18 protein-coding genes and 1 tRNA gene are annotated in these 17047 nt (G+C 58.0%); 12 read left to right on the top strand and 7 right to left on the bottom strand.

From position 1 onward, the window contains the following. Positions 1-78 precede the first annotated feature (78 nt). The 3 genes from ACR0NM_RS01275 to ACR0NM_RS01265 all read right to left on the bottom strand — a co-directional run bounded on the left by ACR0NM_RS01275 (position 79) and on the right by ACR0NM_RS01265 (position 3647). Entirely contained in the window at positions 79-858 is a 780-nt protein-coding gene (locus ACR0NM_RS01275) for a gamma-glutamyl-gamma-aminobutyrate hydrolase family protein (protein WP_170397133.1), read from the bottom strand. Positions 859-992: 134 nt separating this feature from the next. After that, the gene (locus tag ACR0NM_RS01270) at positions 993-1418 is read right to left on the bottom strand and encodes a heme-binding protein (protein ID WP_170424166.1); all 426 of its coding nucleotides are present in this window, start codon (positions 1416-1418) and stop codon (positions 993-995) included. A gap of 93 nt (positions 1419-1511) precedes the next feature. Beyond that, entirely contained in the window at positions 1512-3647 is a 2136-nt protein-coding gene (locus ACR0NM_RS01265; protein ID WP_480612850.1) for a malate synthase G, read from the bottom strand. Between the two features lie 204 nt (positions 3648-3851). Between ACR0NM_RS01265 and pepN the strand changes: the two genes are divergently transcribed. The 6 genes from pepN to ACR0NM_RS01235 all read left to right on the top strand — a co-directional run bounded on the left by pepN (position 3852) and on the right by ACR0NM_RS01235 (position 11741). Then, positions 3852-6404 carry an aminopeptidase N gene (pepN, locus tag ACR0NM_RS01260; RefSeq protein ID WP_480612848.1) on the top strand — a complete coding sequence of 851 codons (2553 nt, stop codon included), beginning with the start codon at positions 3852-3854 and terminating at the stop codon, positions 6402-6404. Continuing rightward, a complete protein-coding gene (locus tag ACR0NM_RS01255) occupies positions 6401-6829 on the top strand; it encodes a hypothetical protein (protein ID WP_170397141.1) in 429 nt (142 codons plus the stop codon). Before pepN ends, ACR0NM_RS01255 begins: the two co-directional genes overlap by 4 nt. Positions 6830-6955: 126 nt before the next feature. Beyond that, the gene (locus tag ACR0NM_RS01250) at positions 6956-8215 is read left to right on the top strand and encodes a hypothetical protein (protein WP_170404131.1); all 1260 of its coding nucleotides are present in this window, start codon (positions 6956-6958) and stop codon (positions 8213-8215) included. A gap of 77 nt (positions 8216-8292) precedes the next feature. After that, positions 8293-9804, top strand: a complete 1512-nt coding sequence (gene gatB, locus ACR0NM_RS01245) for an Asp-tRNA(Asn)/Glu-tRNA(Gln) amidotransferase subunit GatB (RefSeq protein ID WP_480612846.1) — start codon at positions 8293-8295, stop codon at positions 9802-9804. A 153-nt stretch (positions 9805-9957) separates the two neighbouring features. After that, positions 9958-11196, top strand: a complete 1239-nt coding sequence (gene pepT / locus ACR0NM_RS01240; RefSeq protein WP_480612844.1) for a peptidase T — start codon at positions 9958-9960, stop codon at positions 11194-11196. 98 nt (positions 11197-11294) lie between these two features. After that, positions 11295-11741: a DUF4177 domain-containing protein gene (locus ACR0NM_RS01235; protein WP_480612842.1), complete on the top strand. Its 447-nt coding sequence runs from the start codon at positions 11295-11297 to the stop codon at positions 11739-11741. 272 nt (positions 11742-12013) lie between these two features. Here ACR0NM_RS01235 and ACR0NM_RS01230 read toward each other — a convergent pair whose 3' ends face one another. Together ACR0NM_RS01230 and ACR0NM_RS01225 are read right to left on the bottom strand one after the other, a co-directional pair. Beyond that, positions 12014-12256 carry a glycine zipper 2TM domain-containing protein gene (locus ACR0NM_RS01230; RefSeq protein ID WP_170397150.1) on the bottom strand — a complete coding sequence of 81 codons (243 nt, stop codon included), beginning with the start codon at positions 12254-12256 and terminating at the stop codon, positions 12014-12016. A gap of 364 nt (positions 12257-12620) precedes the next feature. Beyond that, positions 12621-12696, bottom strand: a tRNA-Thr gene (locus ACR0NM_RS01225). 179 nt (positions 12697-12875) lie between these two features. Between ACR0NM_RS01225 and ACR0NM_RS01220 the strand changes: the two genes are divergently transcribed. Beyond that, the gene (locus ACR0NM_RS01220) at positions 12876-13751 is read left to right on the top strand and encodes a hypothetical protein (protein ID WP_480612840.1); all 876 of its coding nucleotides are present in this window, start codon (positions 12876-12878) and stop codon (positions 13749-13751) included. A gap of 10 nt (positions 13752-13761) precedes the next feature. Here ACR0NM_RS01220 and ACR0NM_RS01215 read toward each other — a convergent pair whose 3' ends face one another. Then, positions 13762-14028 (bottom strand): DUF2312 domain-containing protein, encoded by a 267-nt coding sequence (locus ACR0NM_RS01215; RefSeq protein ID WP_170397751.1) that lies wholly within the window; start codon positions 14026-14028, stop codon positions 13762-13764. A 147-nt stretch (positions 14029-14175) separates the two neighbouring features. Between ACR0NM_RS01215 and ACR0NM_RS01210 the strand changes: the two genes are divergently transcribed. Continuing rightward, entirely contained in the window at positions 14176-14394 is a 219-nt protein-coding gene (locus tag ACR0NM_RS01210) for a hypothetical protein (protein ID WP_170397154.1), read from the top strand. A 9-nt stretch (positions 14395-14403) separates the two neighbouring features. Here ACR0NM_RS01210 and ACR0NM_RS01205 read toward each other — a convergent pair whose 3' ends face one another. After that, the gene (locus ACR0NM_RS01205) at positions 14404-14619 is read right to left on the bottom strand and encodes a hypothetical protein (protein WP_170397156.1); all 216 of its coding nucleotides are present in this window, start codon (positions 14617-14619) and stop codon (positions 14404-14406) included. A gap of 242 nt (positions 14620-14861) precedes the next feature. On the opposite strand from ACR0NM_RS01205, the gene ACR0NM_RS01200 reads away from it, so the two are divergent. Genes ACR0NM_RS01200 through ACR0NM_RS01185 form a run of 4 tightly spaced genes read left to right on the top strand, consistent with a single transcriptional unit; the run spans position 14862 to position 17042 of the window. Further along, entirely contained in the window at positions 14862-15725 is an 864-nt protein-coding gene (locus ACR0NM_RS01200; RefSeq protein ID WP_170397158.1) for an MBL fold metallo-hydrolase, read from the top strand. A gap of 19 nt (positions 15726-15744) precedes the next feature. Beyond that, on the top strand, positions 15745-16173 hold the full coding sequence (locus ACR0NM_RS01195) for a YeeE/YedE family protein (RefSeq protein ID WP_170511517.1): 429 nt from the start codon (positions 15745-15747) through the stop codon (positions 16171-16173). Next, positions 16173-16604: a DUF6691 family protein gene (locus tag ACR0NM_RS01190; RefSeq protein WP_170733220.1), complete on the top strand. Its 432-nt coding sequence runs from the start codon at positions 16173-16175 to the stop codon at positions 16602-16604. The genes ACR0NM_RS01195 and ACR0NM_RS01190 overlap by 1 nt, the downstream gene beginning before the upstream one ends. 9 nt (positions 16605-16613) lie before the next feature. Then, positions 16614-17042, top strand: a complete 429-nt coding sequence (locus ACR0NM_RS01185; RefSeq protein ID WP_170397163.1) for a protein tyrosine phosphatase family protein — start codon at positions 16614-16616, stop codon at positions 17040-17042. The last annotated feature ends 5 nt before the right edge of the window (positions 17043-17047 follow it).

Below are 17047 nucleotides of genomic sequence, written 5' to 3'. Positions count from 1 at the left end.
CAGGGAAGATATCCAATTATCTTTTTATTCGAATGTTGCCGGCAAACCTTAGAACGATCCATCGACAGATTAGCGTGACTAAGCAGACTGCCGGATCGCCCCGACCGTTTTCGCGTTTTTCCAATCGTATACGGCGCGACCAAATTCCTTGAACAATGGCCGCGAAACCGGGTCATTCGCCGCGTCCCATTCAGGGTGCCATTGGACCGAAAGGGTAAAGCCGGGGGCATCCTCGACATAGATCGCCTCGGGCGTGCCATCAGGCGCGTGGCCATCGATCACCACATTCTCGCCCAGCGTCTTGATTCCTTGTCCGTGTAACGTATTGGTCATCACTTCGGCCGCGCCCAGCAGGCGGTGGAACACACCACCTTCGGTTAGCGACACGACATGGCGCAGAGCAAACTTCTCCTCCAAAGTGCCGTCGGGTGGCATCCGGTGGTTCTGACGCCCCGGGAGGTCACGAATCTCAGGGTAGAGCGTACCACCCAAGGCGACGTTTACTTCTTGAAACCCGCGACAAATCCCAAAGAACGGCTGACCCCGCTCGGCACAGGCCCGGATTAAAGGCAGCGTGATTGCATCCCGCGCGCGGTCAAACTCACCATGCGCCTCGGTCGCGGGCTCGCCATATTCTTCGGGGTGAACGTTCGGACGGCCGCCGGTCAGCAGGAAGCCGTCGCAAACCTCGAGCAACTCATCAACCGCTACATAACGCGGGTCGGCGGGGATCAGTAGCGGCAGACAGTCAGACACGTTCGAGACCGCCTCGGAATTCATCGTTCCGCCCGCATGGGTCGGATACTGATCATTCATCAGATAAGAGTTGCCGATTATTCCAACGACGGGGCGCGCCATTCCAAGTCCCTTGTATCGCTCATTTCCTGCAAAACCTATCGGCAGGTTTGGCCGCGCGCAACGGCACAGACCCTGCATGGTAGCGCAAGCGCGTGTTCAGCGACGCACATCCCCGATGAAGTTCGGCGTAGGGGTCAGATCTCGCCCGTCAACCCAGCGGCTTCGATACCTGCCAACGCGGCCGCTGCGTCATTATCCGAAGTGTCGCCGGTTACACCCACGGCACCGATCACCGCGCCCTTGCGGTCACGCAGCAGCACACCGCCAGGAACCGGAACAACCTGACCGCCATAAACCCCGTTCACGGCCGCCATGAAATAGGCCTGCCCTTCGGCCCGCTGCATCTGCGCGGTCCCCGCCATACCCAGCATTACCGATCCGTAGGCCTTACCATGTGCGATAGCAAAACGCCCCGGCGCAGCACCGTCTTCGCGTTCGAACGCGATCACGTGGCCTCCGGCGTCCAGGACAACAACCGAGAGCGGTTTCAGCTCCATCTCGCGCCCTTTTTCCAGAGCTTTACGAATGATGGTCCGCGCTTTGCGCAATGAAATGTTCATGCCCGATCCTTTTCATCTGGCCAAAAATACCTTCGGGGGAGCACGCGGGGGAGCACGAGGGGGCAGACAGCCCCCTCGTTCCTACCCTTGCCCCTAGCTCAAACTTGCCTTCAGTTCCAGGCGACGAGCGTGCAGCACAGGCTCGGTATAACCCGAGGGCTGCACCCGCCCCCGGAACACCAGATCACAAGCCGCCTGAAACGCCACCCCGTCAAAACCCGGTGCCATGGGCCTGTAGGCCGGATCGCCTTCGTTCTGACGGTCCACTACCGCGGCCATTTTCTGCATCGCCGCCATCACCTGTTCCTGACTGACCACATCGTGGTGCAACCAGTTGGCCAGCGCCTGCGAAGAAATCCGGCAGGTCGCGCGGTCCTCCATCAGACCTATGTCGTTGATATCCGGAACTTTCGAACAGCCAACTCCCTGATCAATCCAGCGCACAACATAGCCCAAGATTCCTTGTGCGTTGTTTTCGATCTCACGGGTGATCTCACCAGCGCTGAGATTACGACCGCCCAGCAGAGGTATGGTCAGCAGATCATTCAACGTACCGCGAGCCCCACCAGCGGCCAATTCATCCTGGCGCGCCATCACATCGATCTTGTGATAGTGGGTTGCATGAAGCGTTGCCGCAGTAGGTGACGGCACCCAGGCGCAGGTTGCACCGGATTGCGGGTGGCCGATCTTGGTCGCCAGCATGTCCGCCATCCGATCGGGCATGGCCCACATACCCTTGCCAATTTGCGCTCTGCCTTTCAGGCCGCAGACCAGTCCGATATCCACATTGCGATCCTCGTAAGACGCAATCCATGGCGTATCCTTGATATCGCCCTTCGGCAGCATCGGGCCTGCTTCCATAGAAGTATGAATCTCATCCCCCGTCCGATCCAGGAATCCGGTATTGATAAAGGCCACGCGCGATTTTGCGGCCCGAATGCATTCCTTGAGGTTGGCCGATGTGCGCCGCTCTTCATCCATAATGCCCAGCTTCACCGTATTGCGCGGCAGGCCCAGGATGTCCTCGACCATGTCGAAAATCTCGACCGAAAACGCCACCTCCTCGGGCCCGTGCATCTTGGGTTTGACCACATAGACCGACCCCTTGACCGAGTTCCCGCCCTCGCGCTTCAGGTCATGCATGGCGATCAGCGTTGTGCAGAGCGCGTCCATCAAACCTTCACCAATCTCGCGCCCTTCGGCATCCAGCACTGCGGGGTTCGTCATTAGATGGCCCACATTTCGCACCAGCATCAGCGACCGACCTTTCAGAGTGGCTGGCGTGCCATTCGGAGCCATGTAGGCCAAATCCCCAGCAAGCTTGCGCGTGAAGGTTGTGCCGCCTTTCGTAACCTCTTCGGTCAGGTTGCCGGCCATCAAGCCAAGCCAGTTTCCATAGGCCAACACCTTGTCGGTCGCGTCGACACAAGCAACAGAATCCTCGCAATCCATGATGGTCGAAAGCGCGGATTCCAAACGGACATCAGAAATACCTGCAGGATCGGTGGCGCCAATAGTGCTATGCGCATCAATCCTGACTTGAATGTGCAACCCGTTGTTGCGCAGCAGTACAAACTCCGGTGCTTCAGCTGCGCCAGCGTAGCCTGCGAACTGAGATGGGTCTGCGAGCTTCGGTATCAGCGCACCGTCCCTAACGCTTAACCCGGAGACCTCCGCCCAAGACCCTTCGGATAGCGGCACAGCCTCATCCAGGAACGCCTTGGCCCAGGCGATGACCCGCGCACCGCGCCCGGCGTCATAAGCCTTGCCTGTCGGCAGATCGCCTAACGCATCTGTTCCATAAAGCGCATCATATAAACTGCCCCAGCGCGCATTTGCGGCATTCAACGCAAAGCGCGCGTTGGTGATCGGCACAACCAATTGCGGTCCGGGGATTAGCGCGATTTCAGGGTCGACACTGGCTGTCTCGATCTCGAAATCGTCGCCTTCCTCTACCAGATACCCAATCTCACGCAGAAAAGACTGATATTCAGCCGCGTCAATGGGCAACCCCCGCCGCGCCGCGTGCCAGCCATCGATCCGGCCCTGAATGTCAGCCCGCTTGTCCAGCAGCGCCCGGTTTTTCGGCCCAAGTTCATTGGCCAAGCGCGCCAGACCCGCCCAGAAATCAATTGCCGAAACTTCCGTGCCCGGCAGCGCCTTCTGTTCGATGAAATCCACCAGAACCGGGTCAATCTGCAGCCCGTTGCGGGTCTCTCTGGTGCTCATATTCCGAATCCCCTACGATTGTGTGCCATTGTATGCGCTCCTCAATTAGGGCGTTCGTTTCCGATAGGCAACTTCTGTCCCGACATGAGGGGCATTTGACCCAGCGCGAACCGTCTCAAATGAACAGCGGCAATGGCACATCGGTTGCAGCGTCCGCGCGAAGCCCATAACGTCGCGCCAGATTCCCAGTCGATGAGGCCCCCGATGCGCGACGCCGCCCCCACAACGATTTATCTGAAAGACTACACTCCGTTCGGGTTTCTAGTGGACAGTGTGCATCTGACCTTCGATCTGGCCGCACACGCCACTCGCGTCACTTCCCGCATCGCCTTCCGCCCGAACCCCGAAGCGACCGACCGCACGTTTTTTCTGCATGGCGAAGAGCTAAAGCTGATCCGTGCTGCAATTGATGGCGATGTGATCACGCCTGAGGTGACCACCGAAGGCCTCACCGCACCGGTTCCAGACGCGCCTTTCGTGTGGGAGGCCGTGGTCGAGATCGATCCCGGCAATAACACCGCGCTTGAGGGGCTGTATATGTCGAACGGCATGTATTGCACCCAATGCGAGGCCGAAGGGTTTCGCAAGATCACCTATTACCCCGACCGCCCGGATGTGATGTCTACCTTTACGGTGCGCATCAATGGCGACCTTCCCGTGCTGCTATCGAACGGCAACCCTTCGGGCAAAGGCGAGGGCTGGGCTGAATGGGTCGATCCATGGCCAAAACCCGCCTATCTGTTCGCGCTGGTCGCCGGAGAGCTGATCGCCCACCCCGGCCAGTTCACCACCAAATCCGGTCGCGACGTCGAACTAAATCTCTGGGTCCGCCCCGGCGATGAAGGCAAATGCGCCTTTGGCATGGAAGCCCTTAAGAAGTCAATGAAATGGGATGAGGATGTCTATGGCCGCGAATACGATCTGGACGTGTCCAACATCGTGGCCGTGGACGATTTCAACATGGGCGCAATGGAGAACAAGGGGCTGAACATCTTCAACTCCTCCGCCGTTCTGGCCAGCCCTGAAACCTCGACCGATATGAATTTCGAACGGATCGAGGCGATCATCGCACATGAGTATTTCCACAACTGGACCGGCAACCGCATCACCTGCCGCGACTGGTTCCAGCTGTGCCTGAAGGAGGGGCTGACTGTGTTCCGCGATGCGCAGTTCACCTCGGATATGCGCTCGGCCCCTGTAAAACGTATCCACGATGCCATCGACCTGCGCGCGCGGCAATTCCCCGAAGATAACGGGCCACTCTCGCACCCGGTCCGGCCCGAGAGTTTTCAGGAAATCAACAACTTCTACACCTCAACCGTCTATGAAAAAGGCGCCGAGGTGATCGGGATGCTGAAACGGCTGGTCGGGGATGAGGCCTACAGCAAAGCACTGGACCTGTACTTCGATCGCCACGACGGGCAGGCCTGCACGATCGAAGATTGGCTGAAAGTATTCGAAGACACTACGGGCCGCGACCTGACCCAGTTCAAACGTTGGTACAGCCAGTCCGGCACCCCCCGTGTCTCAGTCGCGGAAGATTGGGCCGATGGCACCTATACCCTGACGCTGCACCAACGGACCGAGCCGACGCCGGGACAAGAGGACAAGCAACCTCAGGTCATCCCTATCGCTGTGGGTCTGCTTGGTCCAAACGGGGACGAGATACGTGCGACCGAAGTGCTGGAACTGACCGAAGCCGAGCAGAGTTTTACCTTTACCGGTCTCACGGCCAAACCTGTGCCCTCGATCCTGCGTGATTTCTCGGCCCCTGTGATCCTTGAACATGAGATCAGCAATGCCGAACGCGTCTTCCTTCTGGCTCATGACACCGACCCGTTCAACCGCTGGCAGGCAGGGCGGTCGCTAGCCGAGGAAACCCTGCTGCGCATGATCACCGATGAGGCAACGCCTGATACCGACTATCTTGACGGCTTGCTGGCAGTGCTACGGAATGAGGCGCTGGACCCGGCCTACCGGGCACTGATGCTGGGTCTGCCGACGCAATCGGAACTGGCCGCAACACTATTTGACAAGGGCATCACCCCCGACCCGATGGCGATCTGGCGAGCGGTTGAGACTTTGCGTCAAGCCACGGCGCAACACGTTCAAGACCTGCTCCCCCGTCTGAACAGTGAAACGCTGGTGGACGCGCCTTATCAGCCGGACGCTGAACAATCAGGCAAACGCGCCTTGGGCAGCGCGGCGCTTGCGCTGACCTCGAGACTGGATGGAGGTGCCAAGGCCGCAGAGCAATATGCACGTGCTGACAACATGACCCTGCAGTTGGCCGCGTTGTCTTGTCTGCTACGCGCGGGCAAAGGCGAACGTGAGCTGGCCGCCTTCTATGATCAATGGCAGCATGACCGGCTGGTCATGGACAAGTGGTTCGCCATGCAGGTCTTGATGACCGGACCGGAAAAATCAGTTGAGACCGCGCGCAGGTTGACCGAGCATGCTGATTTTAATTGGAAAAACCCAAATCGTTTCCGCGCCTTGATGGGATCCCTAGCAGGCAACCACGCAGGCTTCCACCAAGCGAACGGAGCAGGTTACGCGCTGCTGGCAGACTGGTTGATCCGACTTGATCCAGTAAACCCGCAGACCACCGCCAGGATGTGCAGCGTGTTCCAAACTTGGAAACGCTATGACACCGACCGTCAGGCCTTAATACTTGCACAACTGAATCGCATTGCCGACACGCCGAACCTGTCTCGGGACACGACCGAAATGGTCACGCGCATCTTGGGCGCATGACCGCGTTTACGTTCACTCGACAGAACCGAAATCAGCGAACGGTTCTGATCCTGATCGGCGTTTACGCGATGTTGATCGCTTTGATGATCCTGCTGAACGCGGTCTGGTGGCTGATGGCGCTTCTGGCCCTGACTACCCTGCCCGCGCTGTGGGATGTCATCAAGGACACCAGCGCAGGTATGGAGCTGACCGATGAAACCCTGCGTTGGCACACCGGCCAACGTCAGGGACAACTCAAGCTGTCCGAGGTGGATCGATTCCGGTTTGACACGCGGTGGGATTTCTCGGTGCGCGTCTCAGCGGTTCTGAAATCCGACAAACGCGTGCGTTTACCCGATGAATCACTGCCGCCACACAAGCAATTCGAAATGGTCCTGAATCAGGCGGGATTCGCGGTCGAACGACATCATTTTAGAGTTTTCTGAAACGATTCATGGAGTCTGGGCCACATTGGCACCTGAATCGCGGGTTCTCCGCGACGCAGTCTTGATTTGAGCAGATTTTTTGGCAAACTGGACGGGTTACAAGTTTGTTCCAGTTCGAGTTTTGCCATGTTTTGGTCTTTGAAGGCTTTTGCCGCCCGTATTGTCGGTTCTTCTGATCCCACCCCTACACCTCTGCCTGCGTCCGTCGCCGATGCTACTGCATGGCTTGTCGCCTCGGGGCAGTTGAACATCCCAATCGCAGAATCAGATGAAAATGATGCGATCGGGCATCAGGTGATCGAACGTGGCCGCCATCTGGCGCGGCAGGATATGTGGGCAGAACTGTCGCTGGAGATGCGCGCTGCAGATGAGGGGCGCAAGGCTACCCCTTGCGGGCAGCCGATCTCCGAGCTGTTGGCCTTTGGGGCCCGGTCCGATGTGGTTTTGGCGGCCGAGCACGCGCTGTCGGACGGCAAAGCACTGTCAGACTATGATCTGCTGGGCGGGATCTCGGAATTGGAAGGCGAGATTCAGAACCATCCCGATGATCCGATGATCACGCTTGTGGTTGCCTTGGCCCATATCGATTTGGCGTGGGCCTGGCGCGGGACGGCGCACCCGGACACGCTGCCGGCGCTGCACCAATCCCGTTGTGCCGCGCATTTCGACCGGGCTGCTGCGCTGCTTCCGAAATGCCGCGCTGCGCTGCCCGACAGTCCGGCGATTGCTGCAGCGGATTGCGCCTTGCTGGCAGGACACATTGATCCGCGCACCCGCGTTGCTGATAAATACGAGGCCCTGATCACGCTGGATCCCCAGAACCATCGCCACATGCGCGCGATGGGCAGCCACCTGCTGCCACGCTGGTTCGGCAGCTATGAACAACTTGAAGTGCAAGCCTTGCGCAACGCCGCACGGACCCAGAAAAATTGGGGTGCGGGTGGGTATACCTGGGTGCAATTCGACGCCATCGCGCTGGATGACGAGGCCTGCGCGCGGGTAGATGTCGAATACTTCCTTGAAGGTTTGCGCGATATCGTTGCACGTCGTCCGGATCAGCAGACAATCAACCTGCTGGCGGCCTATTGCTCGGTCACATTGCAGAACAGAATGGGCCAGAACCCGCGCGCCGATATCGCCCGCAAACAGATTTGCGAGGCCGCAAACTGGCTGATCCGCGATCACATGACCGAACTGCATCCGCTGATCTGGGCCCACGCGGCAAACGGGTTCAACAACAGCCTTCGCGTCAACTCGGCCGAGCGTTTTGCCGCCCGTGGCCGCCGCGATGCGCTGAAGGCAATCGCCAATCTGTTGCGGGATGAGTTGCGCAGTGGGCAGAGTGTGACCTTTACACCGTCGGGGCTGCAGTTCTCGGGGAACTAAAGCGCCATTGCCCCTTGCCCCTTTGGCGCGCCGGGCCTAATACGCAGGCTTAGACTTCTGCGGAAATGAGGCGCGCCATGCTCGACCTGACATACGAAATGCCCAAACCCAAAACCATTGCCGGGGCCAAGCACGATTGGGAACTGGTGATCGGGATGGAGGTGCACGCTCAGGTCTCATCCAATGCCAAGCTGTTCTCGGGTGCATCAACCCAATTCGGGGCCGAGCCGAATTCGAACGTGGCCTTCGTGGACGCCGCAATGCCGGGGATGCTGCCGGTGATCAACGAGTATTGCGTTGAACAGGCCGTGCGCACCGGGCTGGGTCTGAAAGCGGATATCAACCTGAAATCGGCCTTTGACCGCAAGAACTATTTCTATCCCGACCTGCCGCAGGGCTACCAGATTTCCCAGCTTTATCAGCCTATTGTAGGTGAAGGAGAAGTTCTGGTCGAGATGGGTGACGGCACCGCGCGCATGGTCCGCATCGAACGCATCCACATGGAGCAAGACGCGGGCAAATCGATCCACGACATGGATCCGCATATGTCCTTTGTCGACCTGAACCGGACCGGCGTCTGCCTGATGGAGATCGTTTCGCGCCCCGATATTCGTGGACCAGAAGAGGCCGCGGCATATATCGCCAAGCTGCGTCAGATCATGCGTTACTTAGGCACCTGCGACGGCAACATGCAGAACGGCAACCTGCGGGCGGACGTAAACGTTTCGATCTGTTTGCCGGGTGCTTACGAGAAGTATCAGGAAACACAGGACTTTTCGCATCTGGGCACGCGCTGCGAGATCAAGAACATGAACTCAATGCGCTTTATCCAGCAAGCGATCGAGGTCGAAGCCCGCCGTCAGATTGCCATCGTCGAAGGCGGCGGTACCATCGATCAGGAAACCCGTCTGTACGACCCGGACAAGGGCGAGACACGCTCGATGCGGTCCAAGGAAGAGGCTCATGATTATCGCTACTTCCCCGACCCCGATCTGCTGCCGCTGGAGATCGAACAGGCATGGGTGGATGACATCGCCGCCAATCTGCCCGAGCTGCCAGACGATAAAAAAGCTCGTTTTATCAGTGTGTTCGGCCTGACCGACTATGACGCATCGGTGCTGACCGCCGAGGTGGAATCAGCGGCTTATTTCGAAGAGGTCGCCAAGGGGCGCAGCGGCAAGCTGGCCGCGAACTGGGTCATCAACGAACTGTTTGGTCGCCTAAAAAAAGAAGACCACGACATCACCGAGTCTCCGGTGTCTCCGGCTCAGTTGGCGGGTATCATTGATCTGATTTCGTCGGATGCCATCTCGGGCAAAATTGCCAAGGATCTGTTCGAAATCGTCTATACCGAAGGCGGAGATCCGGCGCAGATCGTTGAAGACCGCGGCATGAAACAGGTGACAGATACCGGCGCGATCGAGGCCGCTTTGGACGAGATCATCTCGGCCAATCCGGCACAGGTTGAGAAGGCCAAGGTGAACCCGAAACTGGCCGGATGGTTCGTCGGTCAGGTGATGAAGGCCACCGGCGGCAAGGCCAACCCGAAGGCCGTTAACGAACTGGTCAGCAAGAAGCTGGGTTCGTAAATCTTCCGAGTTGTACAAACCCCGGACAGGGGTTTGTTCGACTTGTACATAATGAAAACTTAATTTCAGAGCGCTCAAATCGGGCAAGCCATCGGCTTGACTCCCTGCCCGAATGCGCATTCTCATCTCGCCAAGTCAGAGAGGTGAGCATCAATGAAAAATCGTTTCGATCAGGAACTGGAAACCCGGCTGGTGCGCTATGCCGCCATCGACAGCCAGAGCGATGAGACCTCGCCATCGACCCCCAGCACCGAAATCCAGTTCGACATGCTGAACCTGCTGAAGCAAGAGCTTACCGAAATCGGTGCGCAGGATGTTGAGATGACTGGTGACAGCGTCGTGGTGGCAACCATCCCCGGTACGGCCGAAGGACCGACCATCGGGTTTCTGGCGCATGTCGACACCGCGCCTCAGTTCAACGCAACCGGGGTCAAGCCGCGGGTGATCAAGGGGTATAATGGCGGCGAGATTACATTCCCCGATGACCCCGATCTGGTGCTTTCGCCCGAAGAACACCCCTATCTGGCCGAGAAGATCGGGCATGACCTGATCACCGCCTCAGGCACCACGCTACTGGGGGCTGATGACAAGGCGGGCGTTTCGATCCTGATGACGATGGCGCGACACCTGCTTGAGAACAAGGACGTGCCGCGCGGTCCGATTCGCATCGCCTTTACCCCGGATGAAGAGATCGGGCGCGGTGTTACCGAACAGCTGCCCAAAGATCTGGGCGCGGATTTCGCCTATACGCTGGACGGGCAGGAACTGGGTGAAATCGAATACGAAAGCTTCTCGGCCGACCGCGCGGTAATCAAGATTACCGGCGTGTCGATCCACCCCGGGCTAGCCAAAGACAAAATGGTAAACGCGGCACATCTGGCTGCAAAGATCGTGCAGACCCTACCTCAGGCAACGATGACGCCCGAGGTGACGGATGGGCGCCAGGGATTCATCCATGTCACCGATATGAACGGCGGCTCGTCCGAGATGGAGATAAAACTGATCCTGCGCGATTTCGAGATGGATGCGTTGGAAGCCCAGCGCGAGATCGTCCGACAAGTCTGCGCCGCCGTACAGGCCACCGAGCCGCGTGCGACCATCACCTGCGACATCTCCCATCAGTATCGCAACATGCGCTATTGGCTCGAAAAGGACATGACGCCGGTTGATGTGGCCCGCGAGGCCTGCCGTGAACAAGGGATCGAGCCGGTCTCGGTGCCGATCCGGGGTGGCACCGACGGCTCGCGCCTGACCGAATTTGGCACACCGACACCTAATATCTTCACGGGCATGCAGTGTATTCACGGACCGCTAGAGTGGATTTCGGTGCAGGACATGGCAGTCGCTACAGAAACCTGCCTGTCGCTGGTCAGCAAAGCGGCGCGAGGCTAAAGCAACAGTGCGGGCCGAAATTCGCCAATGCGCGATCTTGGCTTTCGCCCGCCTGTCAAAATGTTAATTTGCCCCGACACGGCAATCAGGACCAGTTGATGCAGCGCTACGAATACAAAGTTGTCCCCGCTCCGCAAAAGGGCACCAAGGCGAAGGGCGTGAAAACGCCCGAGGGCCGGTTTGCCACCTCGATCGAGCAACTGCTGAACCAGATGGGACAGGATGGCTGGGAGTATCAGCGCGCCGAATTGCTGCCCAGCGAAGAACGTTCGGGGCTGACCGGGTCAACCACCAACTGGCGCAACGTGTTGGTTTTCCGCCGGGCTCTGGCGTTGGAAAAACCTGAACAGCCCGAACTCGTCGAAGAGGACACCGCCCCAACCGCGCGCGCAGTCCCGGGACCCGAAGAGGTTTTGGCCAAAACTCCTGCCGCCCCTGCCCCAATCTCGGAAGAGCCCGAAGACCCGCCCTTGTTTTTGAAACCTTCGGACGAAGTGGCGGATGATGAAGTGCGCCCCGAGCAAGCACGCCCAGCCGAGCCGTGATTGGATAACAATCAATCGAAGGATACCGCGTGAAGGGGCAAGGCCCTTATACCCTGCCCCATAACGGTTATGCTTTCTCAGTTCCGACCCGCGAACCCCATCGGCGAGAAACGACGCAGTAATGGGATTGCTGCTGAGCCAGTTGACCTTGAATTTGGCACATCCAGGAAGCTAGGCGCGCAACCGCCAGACAGGGCAACTAAATGACCTGCGAAAACAATATTTGCGGAGCCAAAAACGAGCTTGGGGTAAGAGGGTTTATTGCAAGGTTGTCAATTGCAAGCTGATTGCCCTGCATACATCCCAGCGCCTGCACCTGCTGCAGTCGCGAGTGTCTTGCCTGTACCGCCACCGAACCGATTTCCAACCACTCCCCCAAGGGCAGCGCCACCAAGGATTCCCGCAGCGCAGCGGGCGTCTTGCTGTACCTGCGCCTGAGTTGGCGTCGTCGGAGCCCCGCAAGCAGCCAAGAGCAGTGAGGTCGCAAGCGCACAGGTTGTCAGTGCTTTGTTCATCTCGATTGCCTCTCAAATACCAAATAGTTATCTGAGTAAGTGGCTCTGGCGCGTCTAGCGTACAAGATATCAGCGTCTGTTTGATTCGAGATTAATCAAAACTTAATAAAGAAGACTAACGGTCGAGCGCTTAATGCGATATTTGCTGGTTTCCGATGGTTGCGGGTGCCGGGTTCCTGGTAAACCCCGACATTGGACGGCCGTGTTTTAATTGTAGAAAACGGGCGATGAGCGCGGAGCATCACAGTAAGATTTGACGCACAATAAAGCGCGACTACTGAATCTTCTGTTCCCCTATATTTGCCCCCATGACCACATAGGTCGCGAGCCAGATCGAGCAAATATACATAGATATCTGAAGAGATGGTGCCCCCACACGGACTCGAACCGCGGACCTACTGATTACAAATCAGTTGCTCTACCAGCTGAGCTATAGGGGCACTGGGTGTCGATTAATATCTCGGAACAGCGACTGCAAGCCCGAAATTTCGGGTCATCTTAACTTTGTGCTGGTTTGCCTTAGGATAACAGTAATATCAGGCCTCATCCGAATTTGACTGCACCGGGGACAGGTTGTAACCCAAGCGGCGATCCCGACCGAGGTGAGGACAATTCCGATATGCAGATGGTCATCCAAGCCGGAGCGCACTTTACCGACCATGATCACCTGCTCAATCTACTGCAGGCGAATGCGGATCTGGTTGCGGGAAATCATACTGCCTTCTGGGGGCTTCGTCCGTTCAGAAAGATCTTTCGACCTGCGCTGAAACCCTCTGCCGACCGGCCATCACATCAGGATACACTGGCGCGATTTCATAAACTGTTCCCCAATGGGCAGCAGGTCGACCGGGCGATCTTGTCGAGCGCGCTTTACCTGGGGGAACGGCCTTCCATCATCATGGATGGGCAATTTTACGCGAATGCCGGTCAAAGGTTGGCCTATCTGGATAATCTGTTCAGCGATTCGACGGTTGAGCTATTCGTGGGGCTACGTAATCCCGGCAGCTTTATTCCCAAGGTGCTGATGCTGCTGTCGGCGCCTGAGCGCGAGCATATCATTGCCACCACCGATCTGAGTTGCCTGAGTTGGCTCGCCATGATCGAAGACATTCGCGACCTAGCACCAGATGTCAAAATCACTTTGTGGAGCAACGAGGATTCGCCGCTGATCTGCGGCGACATCGCGCGCGCACTTGTAGGGCTACCCGAGGACACGCCGCTGGAACAGGAATACGCTCTGCTGTCCTCACTTGTCTCAGACATGGGCAAACAGGAGATTCAGAGCTTGTTAGAGCATCAAGCGGCCCCCAATGATCCCGTGCTCAGGGGCAGGCTGGCGCAGATGTTTCAGCAGCATGCGCTGACGGATGAAATCGAAGAAGAGGTGGAGCTGCCTGGCTGGAACGAAGATATCGTTACCGCCTTTACCGAGCTTTATGAGCAGGATCTGGCACGGCTGCAGACCATGCCAGATATACGTTTTCTGAACCCGTAAGCGGCTGGCGCTACATGCCCAGCGCTTCCTTGTACATTTCCAGTACCGCCTCTTCCTCGGCGATGTCGTCCTTGTCGCGCTTGCGAAGAGCGACGACCTTGCGCATGACCTTGGTGTCGTAGCCGCGGGCCTTGGCCTCGGCCATGACCTCTTTCTGCTGGTCAGCGATATCTTTCTTTTCGGCCTCAAGACGCTCGAACCGTTCGACGAACTGGCGCAGCTCGCCTGCGGTCACTCGGTAGTTGGCTGCGGCCTGATCTTCGGTGATGTCTTCCATCTGCGTCTCTCCCAAGGGCTGAAAATAAGGTGCCGGATACATCGGCACCGACCCGACCGCAAGCGTGCATTCTGCACGGCGGGCTTGTCTGACCTGCGCCGATCCGATAAGCGCGGTCACGGATTCAAAGGGTGAGCGTAAACAACCATGTTCGACATTATCGTCTGGGGCGGGGCCGCCCTGTCTGTGGCCGGGCTGGTCGGTCTGGTCTGGTGCATCCTGCAAGTGATGAAAGCGCGCAAAGCCAACCTGACGGATGACGAGTTGCGCGCTGCAGTTCAGGGGGTTCTGCCTTGGAATCTGGCGTCGCTTTTCCTGTCGGTACTTGGGCTGATGATGGTTATCCTGGGCATTTCGCTGGGATAACCAGATCGATCAGATCGGCATATTGTCGAACCGCGCTTCAAGCACGTCTTCGCATAGCGCAGCATCCAGCCGACGCAAGCGCGATGGGATATGAACCCCCTGCGCGCGCATTTTATCCAGAACCATGCTGACATGTGGCTGAAGCTCTAGCCGGGTCTCAAGACACGCACCATTCAGCTTTTGTTCAAGCCGTTCCGCTTCGGTAAAAAGATCCTGAGCAGTCATTTCCTTCCTCCCATATGGTGCCAATGTGCCTGATATAGGTAACGAGTTTAAGACGAGCACGAGACCGGAACAAAACATCGCGAATTCTTGCCTATTCAGGCAAAAAACCGTCAATATGTCCGTGGTCGCCTAAAGCATACGCTCAAATTGCGGAGATTGCTTTGACAGACATCAACTCGTGATTAGGGGCTTTAAACATATTCCAATATTGTTATATGTATGCAAGCTGAACGGAGGAACCCATGACGCCCAGTGTGAAAGCTTTTTTCGACCCGCAGACCTTCACCGTCTCTTACGTTGTGCAGGAACCTCAGGGGCAGGCCTGCGCCATCATCGACAGTGTACTGGATTTCGATCACGCCTCGGGGCGGACCGACACCAGCTCGGCCGACCAGATTGTCGACTATGTGACGGCACAGGGACTGAAGGTGGAATGGATTCTGGAAAGCCATGTCCATGCCGACCACCTGTCAGCAGCCCCTTACCTACAGGAAAAGCTGGGTGGTCAGATCGGGATTGGCGAGAATATCGTGGTCGTTCAGGACACGTTCGGCAAGGTCTTCAACGAAGGCACCGAGTTTCAGCGTGATGGCAGCCAGTTCGATGCACTGTTTGCCGAAGGGTCCAGCTTTCACATCGGCCAGATGCGCGGGGACGTTTTGCACACGCCAGGCCATACGCCCGCCTGCATGACCTACGTGATCGGCGATGCGGCGTTTGTGGGCGATACGCTGTTCATGCCGGATTTCGGAACTGCCCGATGCGATTTTCCCGGCGGGTCATCGGCGGACCTGTATGCCTCGATCCAGAAAATCCTGTCTCTGCCTGACGAGACGCGGATTTTTGTAGGCCATGATTACAAAGCGCCTGGTCGCGATGAATACGCGTGGGAGACCACAGTTGGCGAACAGAAGGCGCTGAACGTTCATATCGGTCAGGGCCGCAGCGTCGAAGAATTTGTCGAGATGCGCGATGCGCGGGATGCAACCCTTGCGATGCCGCGCCTGATTTTACCCTCGCTGCAGGTCAATATGCGGGCCGGTCAGATGCCACCAGCGGATGAGCAGGGCGACGTTTTCATGAAAATCCCAGTCAATAAGCTTTGATACGAGGGCAGATGAGACAATGAATATCGAATGGATTTCGGGTCTGGCTGGTGGTCTGCTGATCGGGCTGGGTGCCAGCGTTTATCTGCTGTGTAATGGGCGGATCATGGGGGCGAGCGGCATATTGGGCGGGCTGTTGGAACGCAGCGACCGGAGCGTATTAACGGAACGCCTGGCTTTCGTCGCTGGCTTGATCGGGATGCCCTTATTGCTGCGCCCATTGATTGCGCCGCAGGCCGAGACCCATTTGACCCCGGATCTGGCGATCGTGATCCTTGCTGGGCTGCTGGTGGGGGCTGGAACACGGATCGCCAATGGCTGCACGTCGGGTCACGGCGTTTGTGGGATTTCTCGCTTCTCGTTGCGCGGGATCGTCGCAACGGTGTTCTACATTCTTGCAGGTGGCCTGACGGTTGCGCTGTTTCGCCATGCTTTGGGGGTGATCTAATGCGCGCAGTGTTTGCTTTTCTCGCCGGATCGCTGTTCGGCATCGGGCTTTTGATCTCAGGCATGACCGACACCACCAAGGTGCAGGGGTGGCTGGATGTGTTCGGCAATTGGGACCCGACGCTCGCCTTTGTCATGGGCGGGGCGATCCTGCCGATGCTGGTGGCGTGGCGATTGACACGGAACAGGGTCCCTTTTGTGGGCGGACAGTTCCCCGCCCCGCCCCGTGTTGAACTGGATCGCCGTCTGATCGTCGGGTCGGTCCTGTTCGGCGTCGGTTGGGGATTGGCGGGTTTGTGCCCGGGCCCGGCGATGGCCTCGCTTGGATATGGAGGCGTTGGCGGGATTGTGTTCCTGATTGCGATGATCGCGGGCATGTTTGCGGCACCAAAGCTGGGTGCGCAACTGGACAGGATCGCCGACGCAGCCTAAGCAATTGCCATGGAGATTCGACCGATAACCCCCCGCTACGCCGTCTCACCTCAGATCTCGGTGGAGGACGTGCCAGCCATTGCCGAGGCCGGTTTCGTCAAGGTGATCTGCAACCGTCCCAATACCGAAGTTCCGCCGGATCAGCAGTCAGACGCCATCGGTCAAGCCGTTCGCGAGGCCGGGATGGAATATGAGGTTCTAGAGTTGACACACCAGACGATGACACCGGAAAACGTGGCGCTGCAACGCGATCTGGCCGAAAGCTGCAGCGGGCCGGTTCTGGCCTATTGCGCCTCTGGCACACGATGTTCGGTGGTCTGGGCGCTGGGACAGTGCGATCGGCTAAGCACGGATGAAATCCTCGATGCGACCGGAAAAGCAGGCTATGCGCTCGACGGGTTGCGCCCGGCATTGGAACAGCTGCGAGGGCGCGGGTAAGCCCC

The organism is Ruegeria sp. AF2 (assembly GCF_056542025.1).
This window is presented reverse-complemented; position numbering and strand designations above follow the sequence as displayed.

Excerpts from the sequence above, each read along its gene's own strand:
- ACR0NM_RS01275 (WP_170397133.1), bottom strand. The coding sequence starts at position 858 with ATGGCGCGCCCCGTCGTTGGAATAATCGGCAACTCTTATCTGATGAAT.
- ACR0NM_RS01270 (WP_170424166.1), bottom strand. The coding sequence starts at position 1,418 with ATGAACATTTCATTGCGCAAAGCGCGGACCATCATTCGTAAAGCTCTG.
- ACR0NM_RS01265 (WP_480612850.1), bottom strand. The coding sequence starts at position 3,647 with ATGAGCACCAGAGAGACCCGCAACGGGCTGCAGATTGACCCGGTTCTG.
- pepN (WP_480612848.1), top strand. The coding sequence starts at position 3,852 with ATGCGCGACGCCGCCCCCACAACGATTTATCTGAAAGACTACACTCCG.
- ACR0NM_RS01255 (WP_170397141.1), top strand. The coding sequence starts at position 6,401 with ATGACCGCGTTTACGTTCACTCGACAGAACCGAAATCAGCGAACGGTT.
- ACR0NM_RS01250 (WP_170404131.1), top strand. The coding sequence starts at position 6,956 with ATGTTTTGGTCTTTGAAGGCTTTTGCCGCCCGTATTGTCGGTTCTTCT.
- gatB (WP_480612846.1), top strand. The coding sequence starts at position 8,293 with ATGCTCGACCTGACATACGAAATGCCCAAACCCAAAACCATTGCCGGG.
- pepT (WP_480612844.1), top strand. The coding sequence starts at position 9,958 with ATGAAAAATCGTTTCGATCAGGAACTGGAAACCCGGCTGGTGCGCTAT.
- ACR0NM_RS01235 (WP_480612842.1), top strand. The coding sequence starts at position 11,295 with ATGCAGCGCTACGAATACAAAGTTGTCCCCGCTCCGCAAAAGGGCACC.
- ACR0NM_RS01230 (WP_170397150.1), bottom strand. The coding sequence starts at position 12,256 with ATGAACAAAGCACTGACAACCTGTGCGCTTGCGACCTCACTGCTCTTG.
- ACR0NM_RS01220 (WP_480612840.1), top strand. The coding sequence starts at position 12,876 with ATGCAGATGGTCATCCAAGCCGGAGCGCACTTTACCGACCATGATCAC.
- ACR0NM_RS01215 (WP_170397751.1), bottom strand. The coding sequence starts at position 14,028 with ATGGAAGACATCACCGAAGATCAGGCCGCAGCCAACTACCGAGTGACC.
- ACR0NM_RS01210 (WP_170397154.1), top strand. The coding sequence starts at position 14,176 with ATGTTCGACATTATCGTCTGGGGCGGGGCCGCCCTGTCTGTGGCCGGG.
- ACR0NM_RS01205 (WP_170397156.1), bottom strand. The coding sequence starts at position 14,619 with ATGACTGCTCAGGATCTTTTTACCGAAGCGGAACGGCTTGAACAAAAG.
- ACR0NM_RS01200 (WP_170397158.1), top strand. The coding sequence starts at position 14,862 with ATGACGCCCAGTGTGAAAGCTTTTTTCGACCCGCAGACCTTCACCGTC.
- ACR0NM_RS01195 (WP_170511517.1), top strand. The coding sequence starts at position 15,745 with ATGAATATCGAATGGATTTCGGGTCTGGCTGGTGGTCTGCTGATCGGG.
- ACR0NM_RS01190 (WP_170733220.1), top strand. The coding sequence starts at position 16,173 with ATGCGCGCAGTGTTTGCTTTTCTCGCCGGATCGCTGTTCGGCATCGGG.
- ACR0NM_RS01185 (WP_170397163.1), top strand. The coding sequence starts at position 16,614 with ATGGAGATTCGACCGATAACCCCCCGCTACGCCGTCTCACCTCAGATC.